This window comes from Azospira sp. I13, from assembly GCF_003112695.1.
In the GTDB taxonomy this organism is placed as follows: Bacteria; Pseudomonadota; Gammaproteobacteria; order Burkholderiales; family Rhodocyclaceae; genus Azospira.
Genome location: NZ_BFBP01000002.1, coordinates 299,691 through 316,415 on the forward strand (window position 1 = coordinate 299,691; position 16,725 = coordinate 316,415).

Consider the following 16,725-nt stretch of genomic DNA (forward strand, 5'->3'; position numbering starts at 1 on the left):
CACCGGCAACTACCCTCAACAACTGCAACGGGATGCGGATTCTAGCAACGAATGAAGGGCTTGGGAATAGGACATCTCAGGCCCAACGCGCTCCTGCTTCACTGTACCCAACGGACTACCTTTGGCAATGGGAGAAACACCGTTCATCAGGCAATACTTGTATTACCCTGCTCTTTCCTCAATCCTTGAAACTGACAAAGGAGAAGTAGTGCCATGACCATTCGCCAAACCTCATTCGCCGGAATTAAGCAAAAGGGCTTCAGCCTGATGGAATTGATGATAGTAGTGGCAATCATCGGCATCCTGACTGCCATTGCGTTGCCTTCCTACAAGGACTACACCCGGCGAGCCAGAGCAGCTGAAGCCACCTCGCAGCTGGCAAGTTGGTCCTCCCGAATGGAACACTACTACTTGGACAATCGCAATTACGGCCCCGGCGCATGTGGAATTGCAGCTCCTGCATCCACCTACTACGCATTTAATTGTGCCACGACCTCAGCAGGACAAGGCTTTACGCTGACCGCAACAGCTCAGATCGAGAGTGAAGGTACTTATACCGCCAGTGAAGGTGGGCAAAAGCAAACAACCTTATTCAAGGGCAGTAGCGTCAGCAAGAGCTGCTGGCTGATCAAGGGTAACGAATGCTAAACACTAAGCACAAGCTGAGGGGCATCAGTCTTATTGAGGCCATGATAACCATAGTTATCCTGGCAATTCTGACCACCCTTGCTCTCCCTAGTTTTACTGCCTATCTCCAAAGTCTCGCTGTCCGCAATACGGCAGAGAGTCTCTTGGTTGCGGCTCAAACCTCGAGGGGAGAGGCCATCCGGAGCAACAATACTGTTGTCTTTCAGGTTGTGGACTCACTCGATAATGCCTGTACCACGACATCGACAGGACGCTACTGGGTTGTTAGCCATTGTTCTGCAGCCAGTCACTGCGGCGATCCGGTAAGCAAGCAAACGGCCTTCCCCAGCAATGGCTGTGCAGGCGCCAATCCCATCATCCTGGCAAAAGGCACTTTTGACACGGATGAGCGCGTTCAGATTGACCTGAACAACAGCACGCTTTGCTATTCGAGTTTAGGTCGCATCAACCCAATCGCCGCCAATTGCCCTCAGGGCTCCCTGACACCCGCCGCTTTGGCCGGTGGCACATTGTCAATCAACGTCACCCATCAGGAAAACAATTGCCTCGCTGACGGCGGCGACGTTCGTTGTCTACGCCTGAATATCGGCATGGGGGGGGAACCCCGGCTTTGCGACCCCGCTGTCTACACCACCGGCGATCCTCGGAAATGCTGAAATGATCAACAAAACATACCACCAGCCAGACAGTCAGCGTGGCATCGCGCTACTAGAAGCGCTGATTGCCATTCTGTTGTTTTCCCTGGGAGTTCTTGGCATGGCCGGATTCCAGGCGGCATCCATCAAAGCACAGGATGAGGCTAAAAAGCGGGCAGATGCGGCCTTCGTTGCTAACCAGATCGTCGGTGACATGTGGAGTGTTCCCAAGGAACAGCTAGCCACCTGTGCAGGCACCTTTAGCAAGGGCTCATCAGGTTGTGGTAATGCCCCTTGGGGGGAGCGTATAGAGCAAACATTGCCAGGTGGTCAGGCAGCAGTTGTCATCAACAACACCCAGGTTACCGTTACCCTCACCTGGAGGACTCCGGGGATCGACGAGGAACACCGCTATGTACACATGGCCAATGTATCGCGCAATTAAGACACCTGGCGCACGCCATTCTCAAAACGGCCTGTCTTTAGTTGAACTGATGGTAGCGGTAGTCATCGGCCTGCTGACAGTGCTTGCGATATCCCAAAGCATGAGCTTCTTTGATCGTCAGAGAAGGGGTACGACCACCGGCGCCGATGCTCAGACAAACAGCGCACTGGCGACCTACCTGTTGGAACGGGATTTGCGAATTTCCGGCTATGGCGTCTACGTCAACAATACTAATTTCATTCAGTTTTGCTCTCAGGGCACCGTGCGTACATTCAATGCACAAAGAGATCCCCAAGAGTTCCAGTTTTCTCCTAACAACGTTCCTTTTGTACCGGTATCAATCAATCCACCTGGCATCCCCGCAGGCGACCCCAATACAGACGTCATTGGTGCCGCTTATGGCACCAGCGGTATCGGAATTACAGGGAAGGGTGTTGCCATTGGTGCTGATAGCGGGACCGGGTACACGGTCCAGAACACGGCCGGATTTGTTGCTGGCGATATGATGTTGGCAGTACCAAAGGCTGCTGGCAGTGATTGCAGCGTCTATGAGCTTACCGACGGCCCCGGAACAGTGAACTGCTCCGGGACAGGCGCCCTGACTGAGCTGCAATACGGATATGCCAGCTATGCCAATCGCTATCATGGCTGCGCTCAGGTCATGCCCACACGTAACAAGCCCGGAGGCCTTGGGGTTCCGGTGGCTGCGTATAAGGATGGCAGGCTCTTCAATCTAGGCGGGCGGGATGGCCTAGTACATGCATTCTATGCAGTTCGTGGAGGCCGCCTCACCCGTTGCGACTACCAACAATCCGACTGCACAGCACAAGGAAAAGCTTCCGATACACAGGTATGGGTCCCAGTTGCCAGCGAAATTGTTGCCCTTCGGGCAGAGTTCGGCATTGCATCCGGTGGTGGCGCCGTAGATACCTGGCGCACAACAGTTTGTGCTGCAAGCGGCTGCAACCCGACTGCCGCTGACTGGCAGAATCTGCGCGTCATGCGTATCGCAGTCGTCGCCCGATCCTTAAAGCCGACAGGTTCTGGAGACACCGTCCCCCCTCAATGGAGCGGCCAAGGGGAGTTGACGCTTAACGGTGATTGGCAGAAATACCGCTACAGCACAACAGAAGTGGTTGTACCTCTGCGCAATATCATTTGGGGGGCCACATCATGAAAAATCATCCCCTACACCGTAACCAGCAGGGCGCTGTGCTCTTCATTGCCCTAATTGCCTTAGTCGCCATGATGCTGGGCGCTTTGGCACTGCTGCGCAGCGTGGATTCTGCTACCGGAATCGCCGGAAATATCGGCTTCCGGCAGCAGGGGGTTGCCGTTACCGATACGGCTATTGAAACGGCTACCACATGGCTATCCACTGCGGCCGACCTCAGCAACGACATAGCTGGCAATGGCTACTATGCCACTCAGAATGTTGGCATTACCAATAATGACATCCTGACCTTTCAGTGGGATCAAAATGGGCTGAAGGTTGCTGACCAGAATGGCTATCAGCTCTGGTATGTCATTCACCGACTTTGTACCGCTACTGGGAAACCCGAGGCAGGAACATGCGCCGATAGTGGTGAAACCAATGTCCAAAAATCCGACACAGGAGAAACTCCTGGCCTCGCGGGCAATAGCAGCATCACTCCTATCTACAGAATTACCGCTCGGGCACTTGGTCCTCGGCAATCCGAGTCCATCGTCCAAGTCATCACCTACTGAACCGTCTCGCTCCGTCCAGGAGAAATGCCATGACTGCTTATCGCCTATCCCTTGCCCTTGCCCTGCTGGCAGCTGGAGGCATCCCAATCGCCAGCGCCGACATAAAGGTCTCTCAGGTACCGTTAGCCAAGGCTGCATCCCAGCCTGTTGCACCAAATCTCCTGTTCATCCTGGACGATTCAGGGTCCATGGGCTGGGATTACACCCCCGATTACGTCAATGACAACCTGTGCAAACGTGACGCATCCACAACCAACCTGACCGCCTGCCTGATCGGCCATCCGCCCTATATGAGTGCGGGTTTTAACAAGCAGTATTACGATCCGCGAATTCGTTATGCTCCAGGCATCAAGGCTAACGGTGACAGCTATCCGGAAATGTCCGCCAGTTTCACCACAAACTGGACCTCGGTCATGGACGACGGCTACAAGAGCAGCAGCGCCAAAAGCAACCTTGCCAGCCAGTACACCAACCGCAAGTGGTGCAAGTACAACTCTTCCGACTGCGTAGCCAATACCACCTACGCCTACCCGAACGGCACCTACTATACGAGTGGTGGCAGCAATACCAGCAGCTACACCGAAGATAACGTTCCGCCCTACTACTTCAACCTGCAGCCCATCTACTGCACCACTTCCGATGCCACCAACTGCAGCAAGACCAAGACAGGCAGTTACCAGGTGGAAGTACCATTCCGCTGGTGCAAATCCGGATCTTTCACAGACTGCAAGGCAAAGAAGGATTCGACCTACGCCATCCCCAGCTTTATCGAAAACGAAACGGGTGTAGCTGCCATCCTTAAGCTAACGCTTGGCGGCTGGACCTCCAAGAATGTTCAGCAGTCGGTTTCATCTATCAAGGTCAACGGCCAGGAGTTGCTCTCGGGAACGGCCAACTACACCAGCACTTCAACCAACAGCACAACGAACTGTACCGGTCTGGCTGCCCAGATCGTTGCCAAGATCAGTGCATCGGCACAGTTCACGGCGACCAGCAGTAGTTGCGTTGTCACCCTGACCGCAAAAACTGTTGGCACCTGGGGCAACTATGCACCCTCAGCAGTTGCCTCGGTCACCACCAGCGGTTCCATCCAGACCAATGGTGTCGACGGATTTGCCTTCTTCAAGCGGGTAGATATTGTCTCGACCACCCCAAAGTACCAGGTGAATGGCAGCAAACCGGTTGGGCGTAGCGACTGCACTACCTATACCGATGGTTGCTCCTACACGGAGGAAATGACCAACTTCGCCAACTGGTACGCCTACTACAGCACCCGGATCAAGTCCATGAAGTCCGCTGCCACGCAAGCGTTCAAGAACATCGACAACAGCTTCCGAGTGGGTTATACCCAGATTAACTCCCTCTCCGGCTCATATGTCGCGATCAAGGGCTTTGATACCAGCCAACGTTCCACCTGGTACACCAAGCTGCTCGCTGCCAATGCTTCAGGCAACACGCCCCTCCGGGAAGCGCTCTCCTTCGCTGGTCGCGTATTCGCTGGCAAGAAGCCAAATGGGATTACTGATGACCCCATGCAGTATTCCTGCCAGCAGAACTTTGCCCTGCTGACCACGGACGGCTACTGGAACGGCCCTAACGGCGACACCTCGGGAACGGGGGTCGTGGATTTGGCAGGTTCGAAGATCGGCAACCTGGATGGTGGAACGACCTCCCGTCCTTACTACGAAGGGCCGACAACGTCCTCTACCTCCCTGGCGGACACCGCCATGTATTTCTACAACAACGACCTGCGCACCCCCACCCTGGGGAACTGCACCTCCCCCAGTACCGGTGCCGACGTCTGCGAAAACAACGTGCCCATCTCTTCGGATGACCCGAACGAGAAGCAGCACATGAGTACCTTCACGCTCGGCCTGGGCATCGACGGCCAACTCACCTACCGCAAGGACTACAAGACCGCGCTCACCGGTGACTTTGCCCAGATCAAGAACAACACCCTCAACTGGCCGCAACCCAAGGCCGACAGCGACTCGGCCGTGGATGACCTCTGGCATGCTGCCGTTAATGGTCGTGGCCAGTATTTCTCTGCCCAGGACCCCTCGGTGCTGGTGTCCAGCCTGAAGGAAGCCCTGGCCAACATTTCAGCCCAGTATGGCGCGGGTGCTGCTGCAGCCACTAGTACCATGGAACCGGTCAACGGTGACAACTACGCCTACGTCGCCACCTACACGACCGGCAAGTGGGTCGGCAATCTGGAATCACGACTCATCGACCTAGCCAGTGGCAACGTCAATCTTCAAGCCCAGTGGTGCGCCGAAAATATCCCGGCGGATCCGGTCAAGAACCTGACGGCTTGCACCGGCACGCTCGCCAGCAAGGTTGCGGCGGACAGCGATACGCGCAAGATTTATTTCAATGCAGCAGGAACCTTGACCGACTTCACCAAAGGCAATTTAGGTAGTCGTATTTCCAATTTCGACGTCACCAAGCTCGTGCAATACCCAACCTGGACGACGGAATACAAAGCGGAGGCCAATGCCGAAAAGCTGGTGAAGTATCTGCGCGGCCAGTGGGGCTACGACAACCGGGACAGCAATGCATTCCGCCTCTTCCGTCAGCGTGACAGTGTTTTGGGTGACTTTGTGGATTCCGCACCGAAGTACGTCTGCAAGGCCAGCGCCTATTATGAAGACCCTGGTTACCCGGGTTTCTCCGCCGGTCTCGGCAGCGGGGCTAGCTGTGCTCGTACTCCGGCCATTTATATCGGTGGCAACGACGGCATGCTGCACGCTTTCAATGGCTCCACCGGCGAGGAAATGTGGGCCTTTATCCCCACTCCGGCCCTGACTGAAATGTGGCGCCTGGCAGATAGCACTTACGGCAACAACCACCGCTTCTTCGTGGATGGGACGGTGACCGTGGGCGATGTCTGCATCTCGGGGTGCGGCGGTGAAGGGGCTGTGTGGAAGACCATCCTGGTAGCAGGCCTTGGCCCTGGCGTCGTACAAGGTTCAGACCCGACCAATGGCGCGCCCCTGTCCGGCTACTTTGCGATGGATGTAACTGAACCCACCGCACCCAAGCTGCTTTGGGAGCTGACCAGTGCAACTCCCGGCCTCGGTAGTCAGATTGGTTTTTCCTTCGGCAAACCCTGGCTAGCCAAGGTCAGTGATGGCGGTGGTAGCCCGCGCTGGGTTGCCATGATGTCTTCCGGCGTCAAGCCAGCCAGCCAGGGAGCCGCCCTGATTGTCGTGGATGCCTATTCTGGCAGCTTGGTACGCAGTATCGATATCAACGGCGGTGTTGGCTTCTCCCGCTTCTCACCGAAATTCGCCAAGCCCGGTATCGATCAAACAGCGTCCCTGGTGTATGGCGGCGATCTGGATGGCAACGTCTGGCGGATTGACCCCAACAGTGGCGATGTCGCCAAGGTCATGTCCGGCACTGGACAGCCCTTCACTACGGCACCTGAACTGACCACCTGCAACGGCAAGACCTCGGTCTATATCGGCAGCGGCAAGTTTATTGAAGCTGGAGACCTCACTGACAAAACACCTCAGACCTTCTACGGTTTCGTGGACGATTACGATAATCAAGGCACGCTGACCTCACCCCGTGGTTCACTTCAAGCACTATCAGCCGGTGGCGCTACAGTTTCCGCTACCAGCGACAGCGGCAGCACCCGTGGCTGGTATCTGGACCTGCCGGATAGCCCGGCCAACGGTGGTGCCGAACGGGTGGTGATGGTGGATCCGAAACTGGAAGGCAACCTGCTCACCTTCCCCACCAACATCCCGGAAAGTGGCGTGTGCCTCGCCAGCGGCCGTTCCAAGCTGTACCAGCTGCCCCTGGGTTCCTGCTCCGTCAGCGCACCCTTCCCGCCGATCCTGAACGGTTCGGTGCGCAATCTGGGCAACAAGCTGATCGTCGGCATGACCTCCATCAAGCTGCCTGATGGCAAGATCAAGCTGATCGTCACCGGCTCCGACGGGCAGATTTCCTCCACCAGCAGCGGCGAGCAATTCAGCCCCACGCCGTTCTTCGGGCGCCGCGTTACCTGGCGGGAAATTCTGCGCGACTAAGCCATGACCACCCCGGCCACGGATACACTGTCATCCGTGGCCGGCCCCCGCCCTCGCCTTCCGGCAGTGGCGGACACCTGAGGGACTGCAAACCGGCAGTCCCTTTTATTTTCAGCAACCTTCGATGCAGCGAGACTCCGACATCCCTCGACGCAGATTCCTGATATGCCTGGCCCTCTCGGCGGCCGCGCATGGCGGATTGCTGCTGCCGGCGGCAGGCTATCGCTGGATACCACGTCCCCTGTCATCGCCGCTGCCACTGACGGTGACGTTGCCCACGCCTGTGGAAAAGCAGGCATTCCTGCCGGCAACAGAGTCGATGGAAGCCCTGGCGCCAGAGGCTGCTGCATCGGCAACAACAGCCACGCTTAGCCCGGCCCCAACCTCACCGTTACCTTTATTGCCGGTGGACGAACGCACACCGGTACCCGCCGAATGGCTGACCCGTCACCCGGAGCTAAGGAACAGTGAAGTCCTGAATGAAGATGCCCCCCCCTTCCCTTTCTCTGACGAACCCGTCCTGCTTGAATTGGTCATCGACGAACAGGGCTGGGTGCGTGAAGCGCGGCGACTGAAACCCTGGCGGGGGAAGTCAAATGCCTTTGCCGACTGGCTGATTTCGCGCCTGCTGGAGCACGCCCGCTTTACGGCAGGGGAGATGGAAGGGAAAAAGGTGGTGAGCCGGATTCAGATGGAATTCCGGCAGAAGCTGCCAGCCGTCAAATAGATGAAGTGTCGGCAGTCGACATTTCGTCCCGCAGACGCACGGCCACAACTGGCCTCAGGAAGAAGCCAGCTCCCGCGGCAGGGGGAAAACCGTAGTTTCCTCTTCGCCCGCGGCAATGGAGACGGTAGCCGCCGGGTCAATCCGCTTCAGGGCCTCGATGACCCCTTCCACCAGCACTTCCGGCGTGGAGGCGCCGGAGGTTATCCCCACCCGCCGGACACCAGCGAACCAAGTAGCATCGACCGACTCGGCCCGTTCCACAAGGTAGGCCGGCACCCCGGCCCGGGCGGCCACTTCCCGCAGGCGATTGGTGTTGGAGCTCTTCGGCGAGCCCACCACCAGCACCATATCCACCTCCTGCACCAGTTGCTTGATGGCATCCTGGCGGTTCTGGGTGGCGTAGCAGATATCGTCCTTCTTCGGACCTACCACATCGGTAAAGCGCTCGCGCAGGGCATCCACCACCGTGGCTGCATCATCCACGGACAGCGTCGTCTGGGTCACATAGGAAAGCTGCTGGGGCGTATTGACCGCCAAGCGGGCCACATCTTCCACCGTTTCCACCAGATACATGCCGGAATCGCTCTGGCCCATGGTGCCCTGGACTTCCGGATGCCCCCGATGGCCGATCATCACCACTTCCCGGCCCTGCTGCTGCATCTTGCCCACTTCCACATGCACCTTGGTCACCAGGGGGCAGGTGGCATCGAAGACCTTCAGGCCGCGGCGCTCCGCTTCGGTCCGCACCGCCTTCGATACGCCATGGGCACTGAAAATCACCGTAGCCCCCACCGGCACCTCGTCCAGTTCCTCGACGAACACGGCACCCTTGGCCCGCAGGCCATCCACCACGAACTTGTTATGCACAACTTCATGACGCACATAGATGGGGGCACCAAAGCGTTCCAGGGCCCGCTCGACAATGGCGATGGCCCGTTCGACGCCGGCGCAGAAGCCGCGGGGATTGGCGAGGATGACTTCCATTGGGGACACTCTCAGGAGATGAGAGCGGACATCGGCCCGCTCCCGAAGTTGAATGCAGAAGGGGGCCTGGGCCCCAGTGGCATCAAAGGATGCCGATGATTTCCACCTCGAAGCGCACGGACTTGCCCGCCAGCGGGTGGTTGAAGTCGAACAGGGCATGGGTCTCCGTCAGCTCGCGCAGAAAGCCAGCGAACTCGGCACCCTCCCCGTCGTTGAATTCCACCACGGCATTTTCCTTCAGCTCCATACCGGCCGGCAGGGCTTCCCGGGCGATGCGTTCCACCAGCCGGGGATTGTGCTCGCCAAAGGCCTGGGCCGGCTCCAGCAGAAACACCAGGCGCTCGCCGGCCGGCTGGCCGAGGAGACACTTTTCCAGGTTTTCCGCCAACTGGCCACTGCCCATTTGCAGGGTGGCCGGCTTCATGTCGAAAGTATTGAGAATCTCGCTGCCGTCACTGGTCGTCACCCGGTAGTGCAGGGTGAGAAAGCTGTCGGGCGCGACGGTGATCTGGGTTTCGCTCATCAGGAGTACCGCTCTTCTTTCCAGGGATCTGCTTCGTTATGGTAGCCGCGCACCTCCCAGTAACCCGGGCGGTCTTCGGCATGGAATTCAATGGCCGAGAGCCATTTGGCGCTCTTCCAGGCGTAACGTTTGGGCAGCACCAGGCGTACCGGGCCACCGTGTTCGATGGCCAGAGGGGCATCATCCACCGAATGGGCCACCAGCACATCGTCGTCCAGCAGGGCAGACAGAGACACGTTGGTGGTGTAGCCGTCGTAGCTGTGCAACGTCACATGCCGGGCCTCGGGCAAGGGGCCAGCCAGGGCCACCACCTCGCGAGCCAGCACGCCCTCCCAAGGCACATCCAGACGGCTCCAGGTGGTGACGCAATGAAAGTCGTTGATCAACCGCACCTGGGGCAGGGAGAGCAGGTGATCCCAGTCCAGTACCAGCTCCTGGCTCACCAGGCCAAACAAACGCAGTTGCCAGTTTTCGTGGTGGATATCGGGCTGGATACCCAGATCCAGCACCGGGAAGTCGGTCACCAGGCGTTGGCCTGGTGGAATGCGCGGCTTGTTCATAATGGCCCTGTCTCAGGAAACGGAGGAATCCGGATTTCCTTGGACAGGCTTGCGGCGAATTTGATCCCAGGCCAGCAACACGGCCCCCACCGAGATGGCCGAATCCGCCACGTTGAAGGCGGGGAAATACCAGCCGGCCGCATGCACCTGGACGAAATCCACCACGGCGCCAAAGCGCAGGCGGTCAATCGCGTTGCCCAAGGCGCCGCCCATGATCAGGGTCAGGGAGAAGCAGAGCAGGCGCTCGGCCAGGTGTTGCCGCAACATCCAGCCAATCCAGCCGGATACGCCGAGGGCCAGCAGCGTAAAGAACCAGCGCTGCCACCCCGGCTGATCTGCCAGAAAACTAAAGGCCGCGCCCCGATTGAAGACAAAGACCCAGTTGAAAAACGACGTCACGGTCACCGCATCGCCGTAGTTCAGGGTTGTCAGCACCACCCATTTGGAGAGCTGGTCGAGGACGATGACCAGGGCCGCCAGCCCGTACCAGCGGCCCAGGGAGGACTTAGGCATGGGTCCGGGCCTCGCCGTCGCCGTGCAGGTTGCTGTCGCAACGGCCGCACAGTTCGGGGTGTTCCGGGTTGCTGCCCACATCGTCCCGGTAGTGCCAGCAACGCTCGCACTTCTTCTGGGTGGAGGCCTCGGCGGTGATGGTATCGGCGCCCTGGGCCAGGCTCACCTTGGAGCAAATGAGGACGAAACGCAGGTCATCGCCCAGGCTGGCCAGGGCAGCATACTTATCGCCATCAGCCTGAATACGCACTTCGGCCTGGAGGGAGGCACCGATCTTGCCGGCTTCCCGTAGTTCTTCCAGCACCTTGCTCACATCGCCCCGTACCTCGCGCACCAGGCCCCACTTGGCCAGCAGGGCCGCTTCGTCGCCCTGAGCCGGCAGGTCATGCCAGGTGTGGAACATGATGGACTGGTCCGCATCGCCGGAGAGGATCTGCCACACTTCCTCGGCGGTGAAGGAGAGGATCGGCGCCATCAGGCGGATGAAGCTCTGGGTGACGTGCCACAGGGCGCTCTGGGCCGAGCGGCGGGCCTTGGAACCGGGGGCGGTGGTGTACAGGCGGTCCTTCAGGATATCCAGCCAGAAGCCGCCCAGGTCCTCGGAACAGAAGGTCTGCAGGGCCTGCACCACGCGATGGAACTCGTAGCGGTCGTAGTCGGCCTGGGCCTGGGTCTGCAGCTGGCGGGTCAGGGCCAGGGTGTAACGGTCGATCTCGAACCACTCGGCTACCGGCAGCATATCCTTGGCGGCGTCGAAGTCAGCCACGTTGGCCAGCAGGAAGCGCAGGGTGTTGCGGATGCGGCGGTAGGCTTCCACCACCCGGGCCAGGATTTCCTTGGACATGGCCAATTCGCCGGAGTAGTCCGTAGCCGCCACCCACAGGCGCAGGATGTCGGCGCCCATCTTGTCGGAGACTTCCTGGGGCAGGATGGTGTTGCCCAGGGACTTGCTCATCTTGCGCCCCTGCTGGTCCACCGTGAAGCCGTGGGTGAGCAGGGCCTTGTAGGGCGGGTGGCCGTCGATGGCGGCGCCGGTGAGCAGGGAGGAATGGAACCAGCCCCGGTGCTGGTCCGAGCCTTCCAGGTAGAGGTCGGCGCGAGGGCCGGTGGCGTGGCCGTCGTTATGGGAGCCGCGCAGCACGTGCCAGTGGGTGGTGCCGGAGTCGAACCAGACGTCCAGGGTGTCGCTGATCTTTTCGTACTGGGCGGCTTCGGCCCCCAGCAGTTCGGCCGCATCCAGCTTGAACCAGGCTTCGATGCCTTCCTGCTCCACGCGCTGGGCCACTTCCTCCATCAACTCCACGGTGCGCGGATGCAGTTCGCCCGTTTCCTTGTGCAGGAAGAAGGGAATCGGCACGCCCCAGTTGCGCTGGCGGGAGATGCACCAGTCGGGCCGGTTGGCGATCATGGATTGCAGGCGGGGCTTGCCCCAGGCCGGATAGAAGGCGGTGGCCTCGACCCCGGCCAGGGCCTTTTCGCGCAAGGACTTGCCGTCGGTGGGCAGGCGGTCCATGCCGACGAACCACTGGGCGGTGGCCCGGTAGATCACCGGCGTCTTGTGGCGCCAGCAGTGCATGTAGCTGTGGCTGACATTGCCGTGGGAAAGCAGGCAGCCCACTTCGGTCAGCTTGTCGCAGATGGCCTGGTTGGCCTTCCAGATGGAGAGGCCGCCGAAGAAGGGCAGCTCGTCCACATAGACGCCATCACCCTTGACGATGGAAATGATCTCGTCGTTGCCGCGGCCGTAATGGCGCCAAGCGTTGAAGTCGTCCACGCCGTGGGCGGGGGCGCAATGGACGATGCCGGTGCCCGCATCCAGGCCCACATAGTCGGCCAGGTAGACGACGGAAACGCGGTCGTAGAAGGGGTGGCGGAATTCCAGGCGCTCCAGGGCCTTGCCCTTGACGGTCGCCAGCACCGTGCCTTCGCAACCGTAGCGTTTCAGGCAGTCGGCCACCAGCTCCTTGGCCAGCACCAGCAGACGGTCCCCCGTGTCCACCAGGGCGTATTCATGTTCGGGGTGGATATTGAGGGCCTGGTTGGCGGGAATGGTCCACGGGGTGGTGGTCCAGATCACGGCATAGGCAGGCTTGGGCAGGGCGTTGAGGCCAAAGGCCGCAGCCAGCTTGGGGGCATCGGCTTCACTGATGGGGAAGGCCACGTCGATGGTGGGGGACTTCTTGTCCGCGTATTCCACCTCGGCCTCGGCCAGGGCGGAGCCGCAGTCGAAGCACCAATTGACGGGCTTCAGGCCCTTGAAGACGTAGCCCTGCTTGACCATCTCGGCCAGGGCGCGGATCTCGCCGGCCTCGTTGGCGAAGTTCATGGTCAGGTAGGGGTTGTCCCAGTCGCCCAGCACGCCGAGACGGATGAATTCCTTCTTCTGCACTTCCACCTGCTCGGCGGCGTAGCTGCGACACAGTTCCCGCACCTTGTCGGCGGGCAGGTTCTTGCCGTGGGTGACTTCGATCTTGTGCTCGATGGGCAGGCCGTGGCAGTCCCAGCCCGGCACGTAGGGCGCATCAAAGCCAGCCAGGGTCTTGGAGCGGACGATGATGTCCTTGAGAATCTTGTTCAGGGCGTGGCCCAGGTGCAGGTTGCCGTTGGCGTAGGGAGGGCCGTCGTGCAGGATGAACTTGGGCCGGCCGGCGCAGATCTCGCGAATCTTCTGGTACAGCTTCTTTTCCTGCCATTGCTGCACCCACTGGGGCTCCCGTTTGGGCAGGTCGCCGCGCATGGGGAAGGGAGTGTCGGGAAGATTCAGGGAGTTCTTGTAGTCAGCCATAACAGCCTCAAATGCCTAAGGTTTTCTTAACGCTGGAAAAATGCGCGGGCGGCTTCCGCGTCCTGGCCAATCTGGGCCACGAGCGCGTTGAAGTCGGGGAATTTCATCTCGTCCCGCAGCTTGTGCAGGAAGGAAACGGAAAGGTGGGCGCCGTAGATGTCGCCGTCGAAATCAAAGAGGTGCACTTCCAGCAGGGGGCGCATCTCGCCGCCCACGGTGGGGCGCACCCCCAGGTTGGCCACCCCGTTGAGGGGCTGGCCGCCGGCGCCGGTGACGCGCACAGCGAAGACCCCGGTGAGCGGCAAGGGATTGTGCTTGATGCGGATGTTGGCAGTGGCAAAGCCCAGCTGGCGCCCCAGCTTCTGGCCATGCACCACCCGGCCGTCGATGCTGTAGGGCCGGCCCAGCAGGCGGGCAGCCCGGGCCATGTCGCCAGCCGCCAGGGCCTCGCGCACGCCGGAGCTGGAGGCCCGCTCGCCCCCGGTCAGCACGCTCTCCATGGCCTCCACCTGGAAGCCGAAGGAGGCACCGGCTGCCTGCAGCAGGGCGAAATCGCCGGCCCGGCGGGCACCGAAGCGAAAGTCGTCGCCGATGATGAGGTGGCGCACCTTGAGGCAGCGCACCAGCACCTGTTCGATGAATTCGTCCGCTGTCAGGGCAGCGAAGACGGTGTTGAAGGGGCTGACGCAGGCCAGGTCGGCGCCGTAATTCTGCAGCAGCTCCAATTTTTCGCGCAGGGTGGTGAGCCGGGCCGGGGCCGAGGCCGGATCGAAGAATTCCCGGGGATGGGGCTCGAAGGTCAGCACCGCCGCCGGCAACCCGCAAGCCGAAGCCGCCTGCCGCACCCGGGCGAGCAGGGCCTGGTGGCCAAGATGTGCGCCATCGAAATTGCCGATGGTCAGCACCGTGGCACTGGGGGCCGGGGTTTTAACGCCGCGCAGGACGAGCATGGTGAAAGCCGGAATCCTTCCGTAGCCCCGGGTGGGGCGCGAAAAAAGGCTGAATTATAACGGTTTTGCCTCCGCCCTGCGGCCCTGCCCCTTTGCCAAGAGCGGGGCTGGGGAGCAGGCGGGACGGGCCTCCGCCCATGGGTAGGCCGGAGAGGCAGGAAGGACGCGGCAAGCGGCGATGGCACGAGGGAGAAGGCCGCCCTGCTTGCCTCCCAGGGCATTCCTTATTCCGCATATGGGCCGACAGGCGGGCGGAATGTCGCCTGCCCGGCGAGCCACCGCCTCAATCCAGCCGGGCGAGGCGGGACTTGGCGAGGGGCGGATTACGGGCGAAGTACTGACGGATGCCCTTGAGCATGGCCTCGGCCATACGGTCCTGGTAGGCATCGTCGTTGAGGCGCTTTTCCTCTTCCGGATTACTGATAAAGGCCGTCTCCACCAGGATGGACGGAATATCCGGCGCCTTCAGCACGGCAAAGCCGGCCTGTTCGACGCTGGCCTTGTGCAGGGCATTGATGCCCCCCAGTTCCCCCAGCACGGCCTTGCCCAGCTTCAGGCTGTCATTGATGGTGGCGGTCTGGGAGAGATCCAGCAGGGTGCGGGCGAGGAAGGGGTCCTTGACGCCGATATTCACGCCACCGATGAGGTCGGCCTCGTTTTCCTTCTGGGCCAGCCAGCGGGCCTGGGAACTGGAAGCGCCACGCTCGGAGAGGACGAACACCGAGGACCCTCGGGCATCGGGGCTGATCCAGGCGTCGGCGTGGATGGAAACGAAGAGATCGGCCTGCACCCGGCGGGCCTTCTGCACCCGCATGTGCAGGGGCACGAAGAAATCCGAATCCCGGGTCAGCACCGCCCGCATATTGGGCTCGGCATCGATCTTGGCCTTCAGGCGCTTGGCGATGGAGAGCACCACGTTCTTCTCGTGGCTGCCGCCCTTGCCCACCGCCCCCGGGTCTTCGCCACCGTGGCCCGGATCCAGGGTGATGGTAACGAGTCGATCCACCACCGGCTTGGTGTTGCGCTTCACCGGCTCGGCAGGCTTGGCTTCTGCCTGGAGCTTGGGTCTGGCTTCCGGCTCCGGTGCCACCTCCTTGCGGCCAGCCTCGGCGACGGCATCCGGCACGGCCGGCTCCTGCTTTTCCAGCAGCGACAGCAGCGGATCGGGGGGATTCAGGGGGTACACATCCAGCACCAGGCGGCTGCCGTACTCGCCCACCGGCTTGAGGGAGAAGACCTGGGGCTGCACCTCGGTCTTCAGCTCCATGACCAGGCGCACCACGCCGGGCTTGAAGCGGCCGGCCCGCAGCAGCTTGATGTAGGGATCGTCGGGCGCCACCTTGTTAGAAAGGCTTTCCAGCACACCGTTGAATTCAATGCCTTCGATATCCACCACCAGTCGCTCCGGGTTCTTCACGGAGAACTGGGTAAATTTCAGGGGCGCGCCGCCCGGTGCATCGTGCTCCAGGGTCACCCGGGTGTAGTCGGCAGCAGGCCAGACCCGCACCGAAAGGATGGAGGGCGCCTTGCCGGCAGCGGCCCGGGCCAGGGGGGTGACGAGCAGGACCAGGGCGGCCCCGCCGGCTTTCAGCAGGGCGCGGCGGCGCTCGGCAGGCGGGACATGAGAGCGTTTACGCATTGCTCACCTCCCGGAGAATGGGGTTGCAGCAGAACATCACGGCCATCGCAGCTATCGCCTTCGCGAAAACGGTAAGAGAGGACGAGATCCGGCTTCGGCACAAAGCCAGCGGCTTTGTCCGGCCATTCCACAAGGCACAGGGCCCCTTGGCGGAAATAATCGTCCAATCCAGCATCGACAAACTCTTCCGGCGACTCGAAACGATAAAAATCAAAGTGATACAAGTATAAGCTCGAAAGTTTGTAAACTTCAACCAGGGTATAGGTCGGGCTCTTCACCGGCCCGGTGTGCCCCAGGGCGCGCAACAGGGCGCGCACCAGGGTGGTCTTGCCTGCCCCCAGATCCCCTTCCAGATAAATCACCAGACCGGCCCCCGCCACCTGGGCCAGGGCTGCCCCAAGGGCCTGGGTCGCCGCCTCATCGGGCAAAAACAGGCAGGGGGCGGGCAAACTTTGGCCTGGATTAAGGGCCAAATCGGGAGATTGGTTAAGATCGGGCATATGGAAAAACCGGAAACAACGACAAAAAGCGCCAGGGTGGCGGAC

General features: G+C 60.6%; 15 protein-coding genes. 7 read left to right on the forward strand and 8 right to left on the reverse strand.

The annotated features are described in order from the left end of the window. Positions 1 to 213 precede the first annotated feature (213 nt). The 7 genes from AZSI13_RS17825 (at position 214) to AZSI13_RS17160 (ending at position 8,226) form a co-directional block, all read left to right on the forward strand. Positions 214 to 648, forward strand: a complete 435-nt coding sequence (locus AZSI13_RS17825; RefSeq protein ID WP_109039402.1) for a type IV pilin protein — start codon at positions 214 to 216, stop codon at positions 646 to 648. Beyond that, entirely contained in the window at positions 642 to 1,304 is a 663-nt protein-coding gene (locus AZSI13_RS01455; protein ID WP_109039403.1) for a Tfp pilus assembly protein FimT/FimU, read from the forward strand. Before AZSI13_RS17825 ends, AZSI13_RS01455 begins: the two co-directional genes overlap by 7 nt. A gap of 1 nt (position 1,305) precedes the next feature. After that, on the forward strand, positions 1,306 to 1,728 hold the full coding sequence (locus AZSI13_RS01460) for a hypothetical protein (RefSeq protein ID WP_109039404.1): 423 nt from the start codon (positions 1,306 to 1,308) through the stop codon (positions 1,726 to 1,728). Beyond that, positions 1,712 to 2,905 (forward strand): PilW family protein, encoded by a 1,194-nt coding sequence (locus AZSI13_RS01465; RefSeq protein ID WP_165833269.1) that lies wholly within the window; start codon positions 1,712 to 1,714, stop codon positions 2,903 to 2,905. The genes AZSI13_RS01460 and AZSI13_RS01465 overlap by 17 nt, the downstream gene beginning before the upstream one ends. Further along, entirely contained in the window at positions 2,902 to 3,456 is a 555-nt protein-coding gene (locus AZSI13_RS01470; protein WP_133247242.1) for a hypothetical protein, read from the forward strand. Before AZSI13_RS01465 ends, AZSI13_RS01470 begins: the two co-directional genes overlap by 4 nt. Before the next feature lie 29 nt (positions 3,457 to 3,485). Next, complete coding sequence (locus AZSI13_RS01475; protein WP_109039407.1) at positions 3,486 to 7,499, forward strand: pilus assembly protein; 4,014 nt, start codon at positions 3,486 to 3,488, stop codon at positions 7,497 to 7,499. 124 nt (positions 7,500 to 7,623) lie between these two features. Beyond that, positions 7,624 to 8,226, forward strand: a complete 603-nt coding sequence (locus AZSI13_RS17160; RefSeq protein WP_133247243.1) for a hypothetical protein — start codon at positions 7,624 to 7,626, stop codon at positions 8,224 to 8,226. A 54-nt stretch (positions 8,227 to 8,280) separates the two neighbouring features. On the opposite strand, the gene ispH is transcribed toward AZSI13_RS17160, so the two are convergent. The 8 genes from ispH to tsaE form a co-directional block, all read right to left on the reverse strand. Then, on the reverse strand, positions 8,281 to 9,219 hold the full coding sequence (ispH, locus tag AZSI13_RS01485; protein WP_201262274.1) for a 4-hydroxy-3-methylbut-2-enyl diphosphate reductase: 939 nt from the start codon (positions 9,217 to 9,219) through the stop codon (positions 8,281 to 8,283). Between the two features lie 73 nt (positions 9,220 to 9,292). After that, on the reverse strand, positions 9,293 to 9,733 hold the full coding sequence (locus AZSI13_RS01490) for a peptidylprolyl isomerase (protein ID WP_109039410.1): 441 nt from the start codon (positions 9,731 to 9,733) through the stop codon (positions 9,293 to 9,295). Next, positions 9,733 to 10,293, reverse strand: a complete 561-nt coding sequence (locus tag AZSI13_RS01495) for a sulfite oxidase-like oxidoreductase (RefSeq protein WP_109039411.1) — start codon at positions 10,291 to 10,293, stop codon at positions 9,733 to 9,735. Before AZSI13_RS01495 ends, AZSI13_RS01490 begins: the two co-directional genes overlap by 1 nt. Positions 10,294 to 10,305: 12 nt before the next feature. Continuing rightward, positions 10,306 to 10,806 carry a signal peptidase II gene (lspA, locus tag AZSI13_RS01500; protein ID WP_109039412.1) on the reverse strand — a complete coding sequence of 167 codons (501 nt, stop codon included), beginning with the start codon at positions 10,804 to 10,806 and terminating at the stop codon, positions 10,306 to 10,308. Continuing rightward, the gene (ileS, locus tag AZSI13_RS01505; protein ID WP_109039413.1) at positions 10,799 to 13,591 is read right to left on the reverse strand and encodes an isoleucine--tRNA ligase; all 2,793 of its coding nucleotides are present in this window, start codon (positions 13,589 to 13,591) and stop codon (positions 10,799 to 10,801) included. The genes lspA and ileS overlap by 8 nt, the downstream gene beginning before the upstream one ends. A 26-nt stretch (positions 13,592 to 13,617) precedes the next feature. Beyond that, entirely contained in the window at positions 13,618 to 14,541 is a 924-nt protein-coding gene (locus AZSI13_RS01510) for a bifunctional riboflavin kinase/FAD synthetase (protein ID WP_109039414.1), read from the reverse strand. Between the two features lie 283 nt (positions 14,542 to 14,824). Then, positions 14,825 to 16,180 carry an N-acetylmuramoyl-L-alanine amidase gene (locus tag AZSI13_RS01515; RefSeq protein ID WP_109039415.1) on the reverse strand — a complete coding sequence of 452 codons (1,356 nt, stop codon included), beginning with the start codon at positions 16,178 to 16,180 and terminating at the stop codon, positions 14,825 to 14,827. Then, positions 16,129 to 16,680 (reverse strand): tRNA (adenosine(37)-N6)-threonylcarbamoyltransferase complex ATPase subunit type 1 TsaE, encoded by a 552-nt coding sequence (tsaE, locus tag AZSI13_RS01520; protein ID WP_109039416.1) that lies wholly within the window; start codon positions 16,678 to 16,680, stop codon positions 16,129 to 16,131. Before tsaE ends, AZSI13_RS01515 begins: the two co-directional genes overlap by 52 nt. Positions 16,681 to 16,725: the final 45 nt, after the last annotated feature.

Bases quoted from the DNA above. Each gene is read 5' to 3' on its own strand.
- AZSI13_RS01475 (WP_109039407.1), top strand. From the start codon at position 3,486: ATGACTGCTTATCGCCTATCCCTTGCCCTTGCCCTGCTGGCAGCTGGA.
- AZSI13_RS01515 (WP_109039415.1), bottom strand. From the start codon at position 16,180: ATGCGTAAACGCTCTCATGTCCCGCCTGCCGAGCGCCGCCGCGCCCTG.
- AZSI13_RS01495 (WP_109039411.1), bottom strand. From the start codon at position 10,293: ATGAACAAGCCGCGCATTCCACCAGGCCAACGCCTGGTGACCGACTTC.
- AZSI13_RS01470 (WP_133247242.1), top strand. From the start codon at position 2,902: ATGAAAAATCATCCCCTACACCGTAACCAGCAGGGCGCTGTGCTCTTC.
- lspA (WP_109039412.1), bottom strand. From the start codon at position 10,806: ATGCCTAAGTCCTCCCTGGGCCGCTGGTACGGGCTGGCGGCCCTGGTC.
- tsaE (WP_109039416.1), bottom strand. From the start codon at position 16,680: ATGCCCGATCTTAACCAATCTCCCGATTTGGCCCTTAATCCAGGCCAA.
- AZSI13_RS01465 (WP_165833269.1), top strand. From the start codon at position 1,712: ATGTATCGCGCAATTAAGACACCTGGCGCACGCCATTCTCAAAACGGC.
- AZSI13_RS01510 (WP_109039414.1), bottom strand. From the start codon at position 14,541: ATGCTCGTCCTGCGCGGCGTTAAAACCCCGGCCCCCAGTGCCACGGTG.
- ileS (WP_109039413.1), bottom strand. From the start codon at position 13,591: ATGGCTGACTACAAGAACTCCCTGAATCTTCCCGACACTCCCTTCCCC.
- AZSI13_RS01455 (WP_109039403.1), top strand. From the start codon at position 642: ATGCTAAACACTAAGCACAAGCTGAGGGGCATCAGTCTTATTGAGGCC.
- AZSI13_RS01490 (WP_109039410.1), bottom strand. From the start codon at position 9,733: ATGAGCGAAACCCAGATCACCGTCGCGCCCGACAGCTTTCTCACCCTG.
- AZSI13_RS01460 (WP_109039404.1), top strand. From the start codon at position 1,306: ATGATCAACAAAACATACCACCAGCCAGACAGTCAGCGTGGCATCGCG.
- AZSI13_RS17160 (WP_133247243.1), top strand. From the start codon at position 7,624: ATGCAGCGAGACTCCGACATCCCTCGACGCAGATTCCTGATATGCCTG.
- AZSI13_RS17825 (WP_109039402.1), top strand. From the start codon at position 214: ATGACCATTCGCCAAACCTCATTCGCCGGAATTAAGCAAAAGGGCTTC.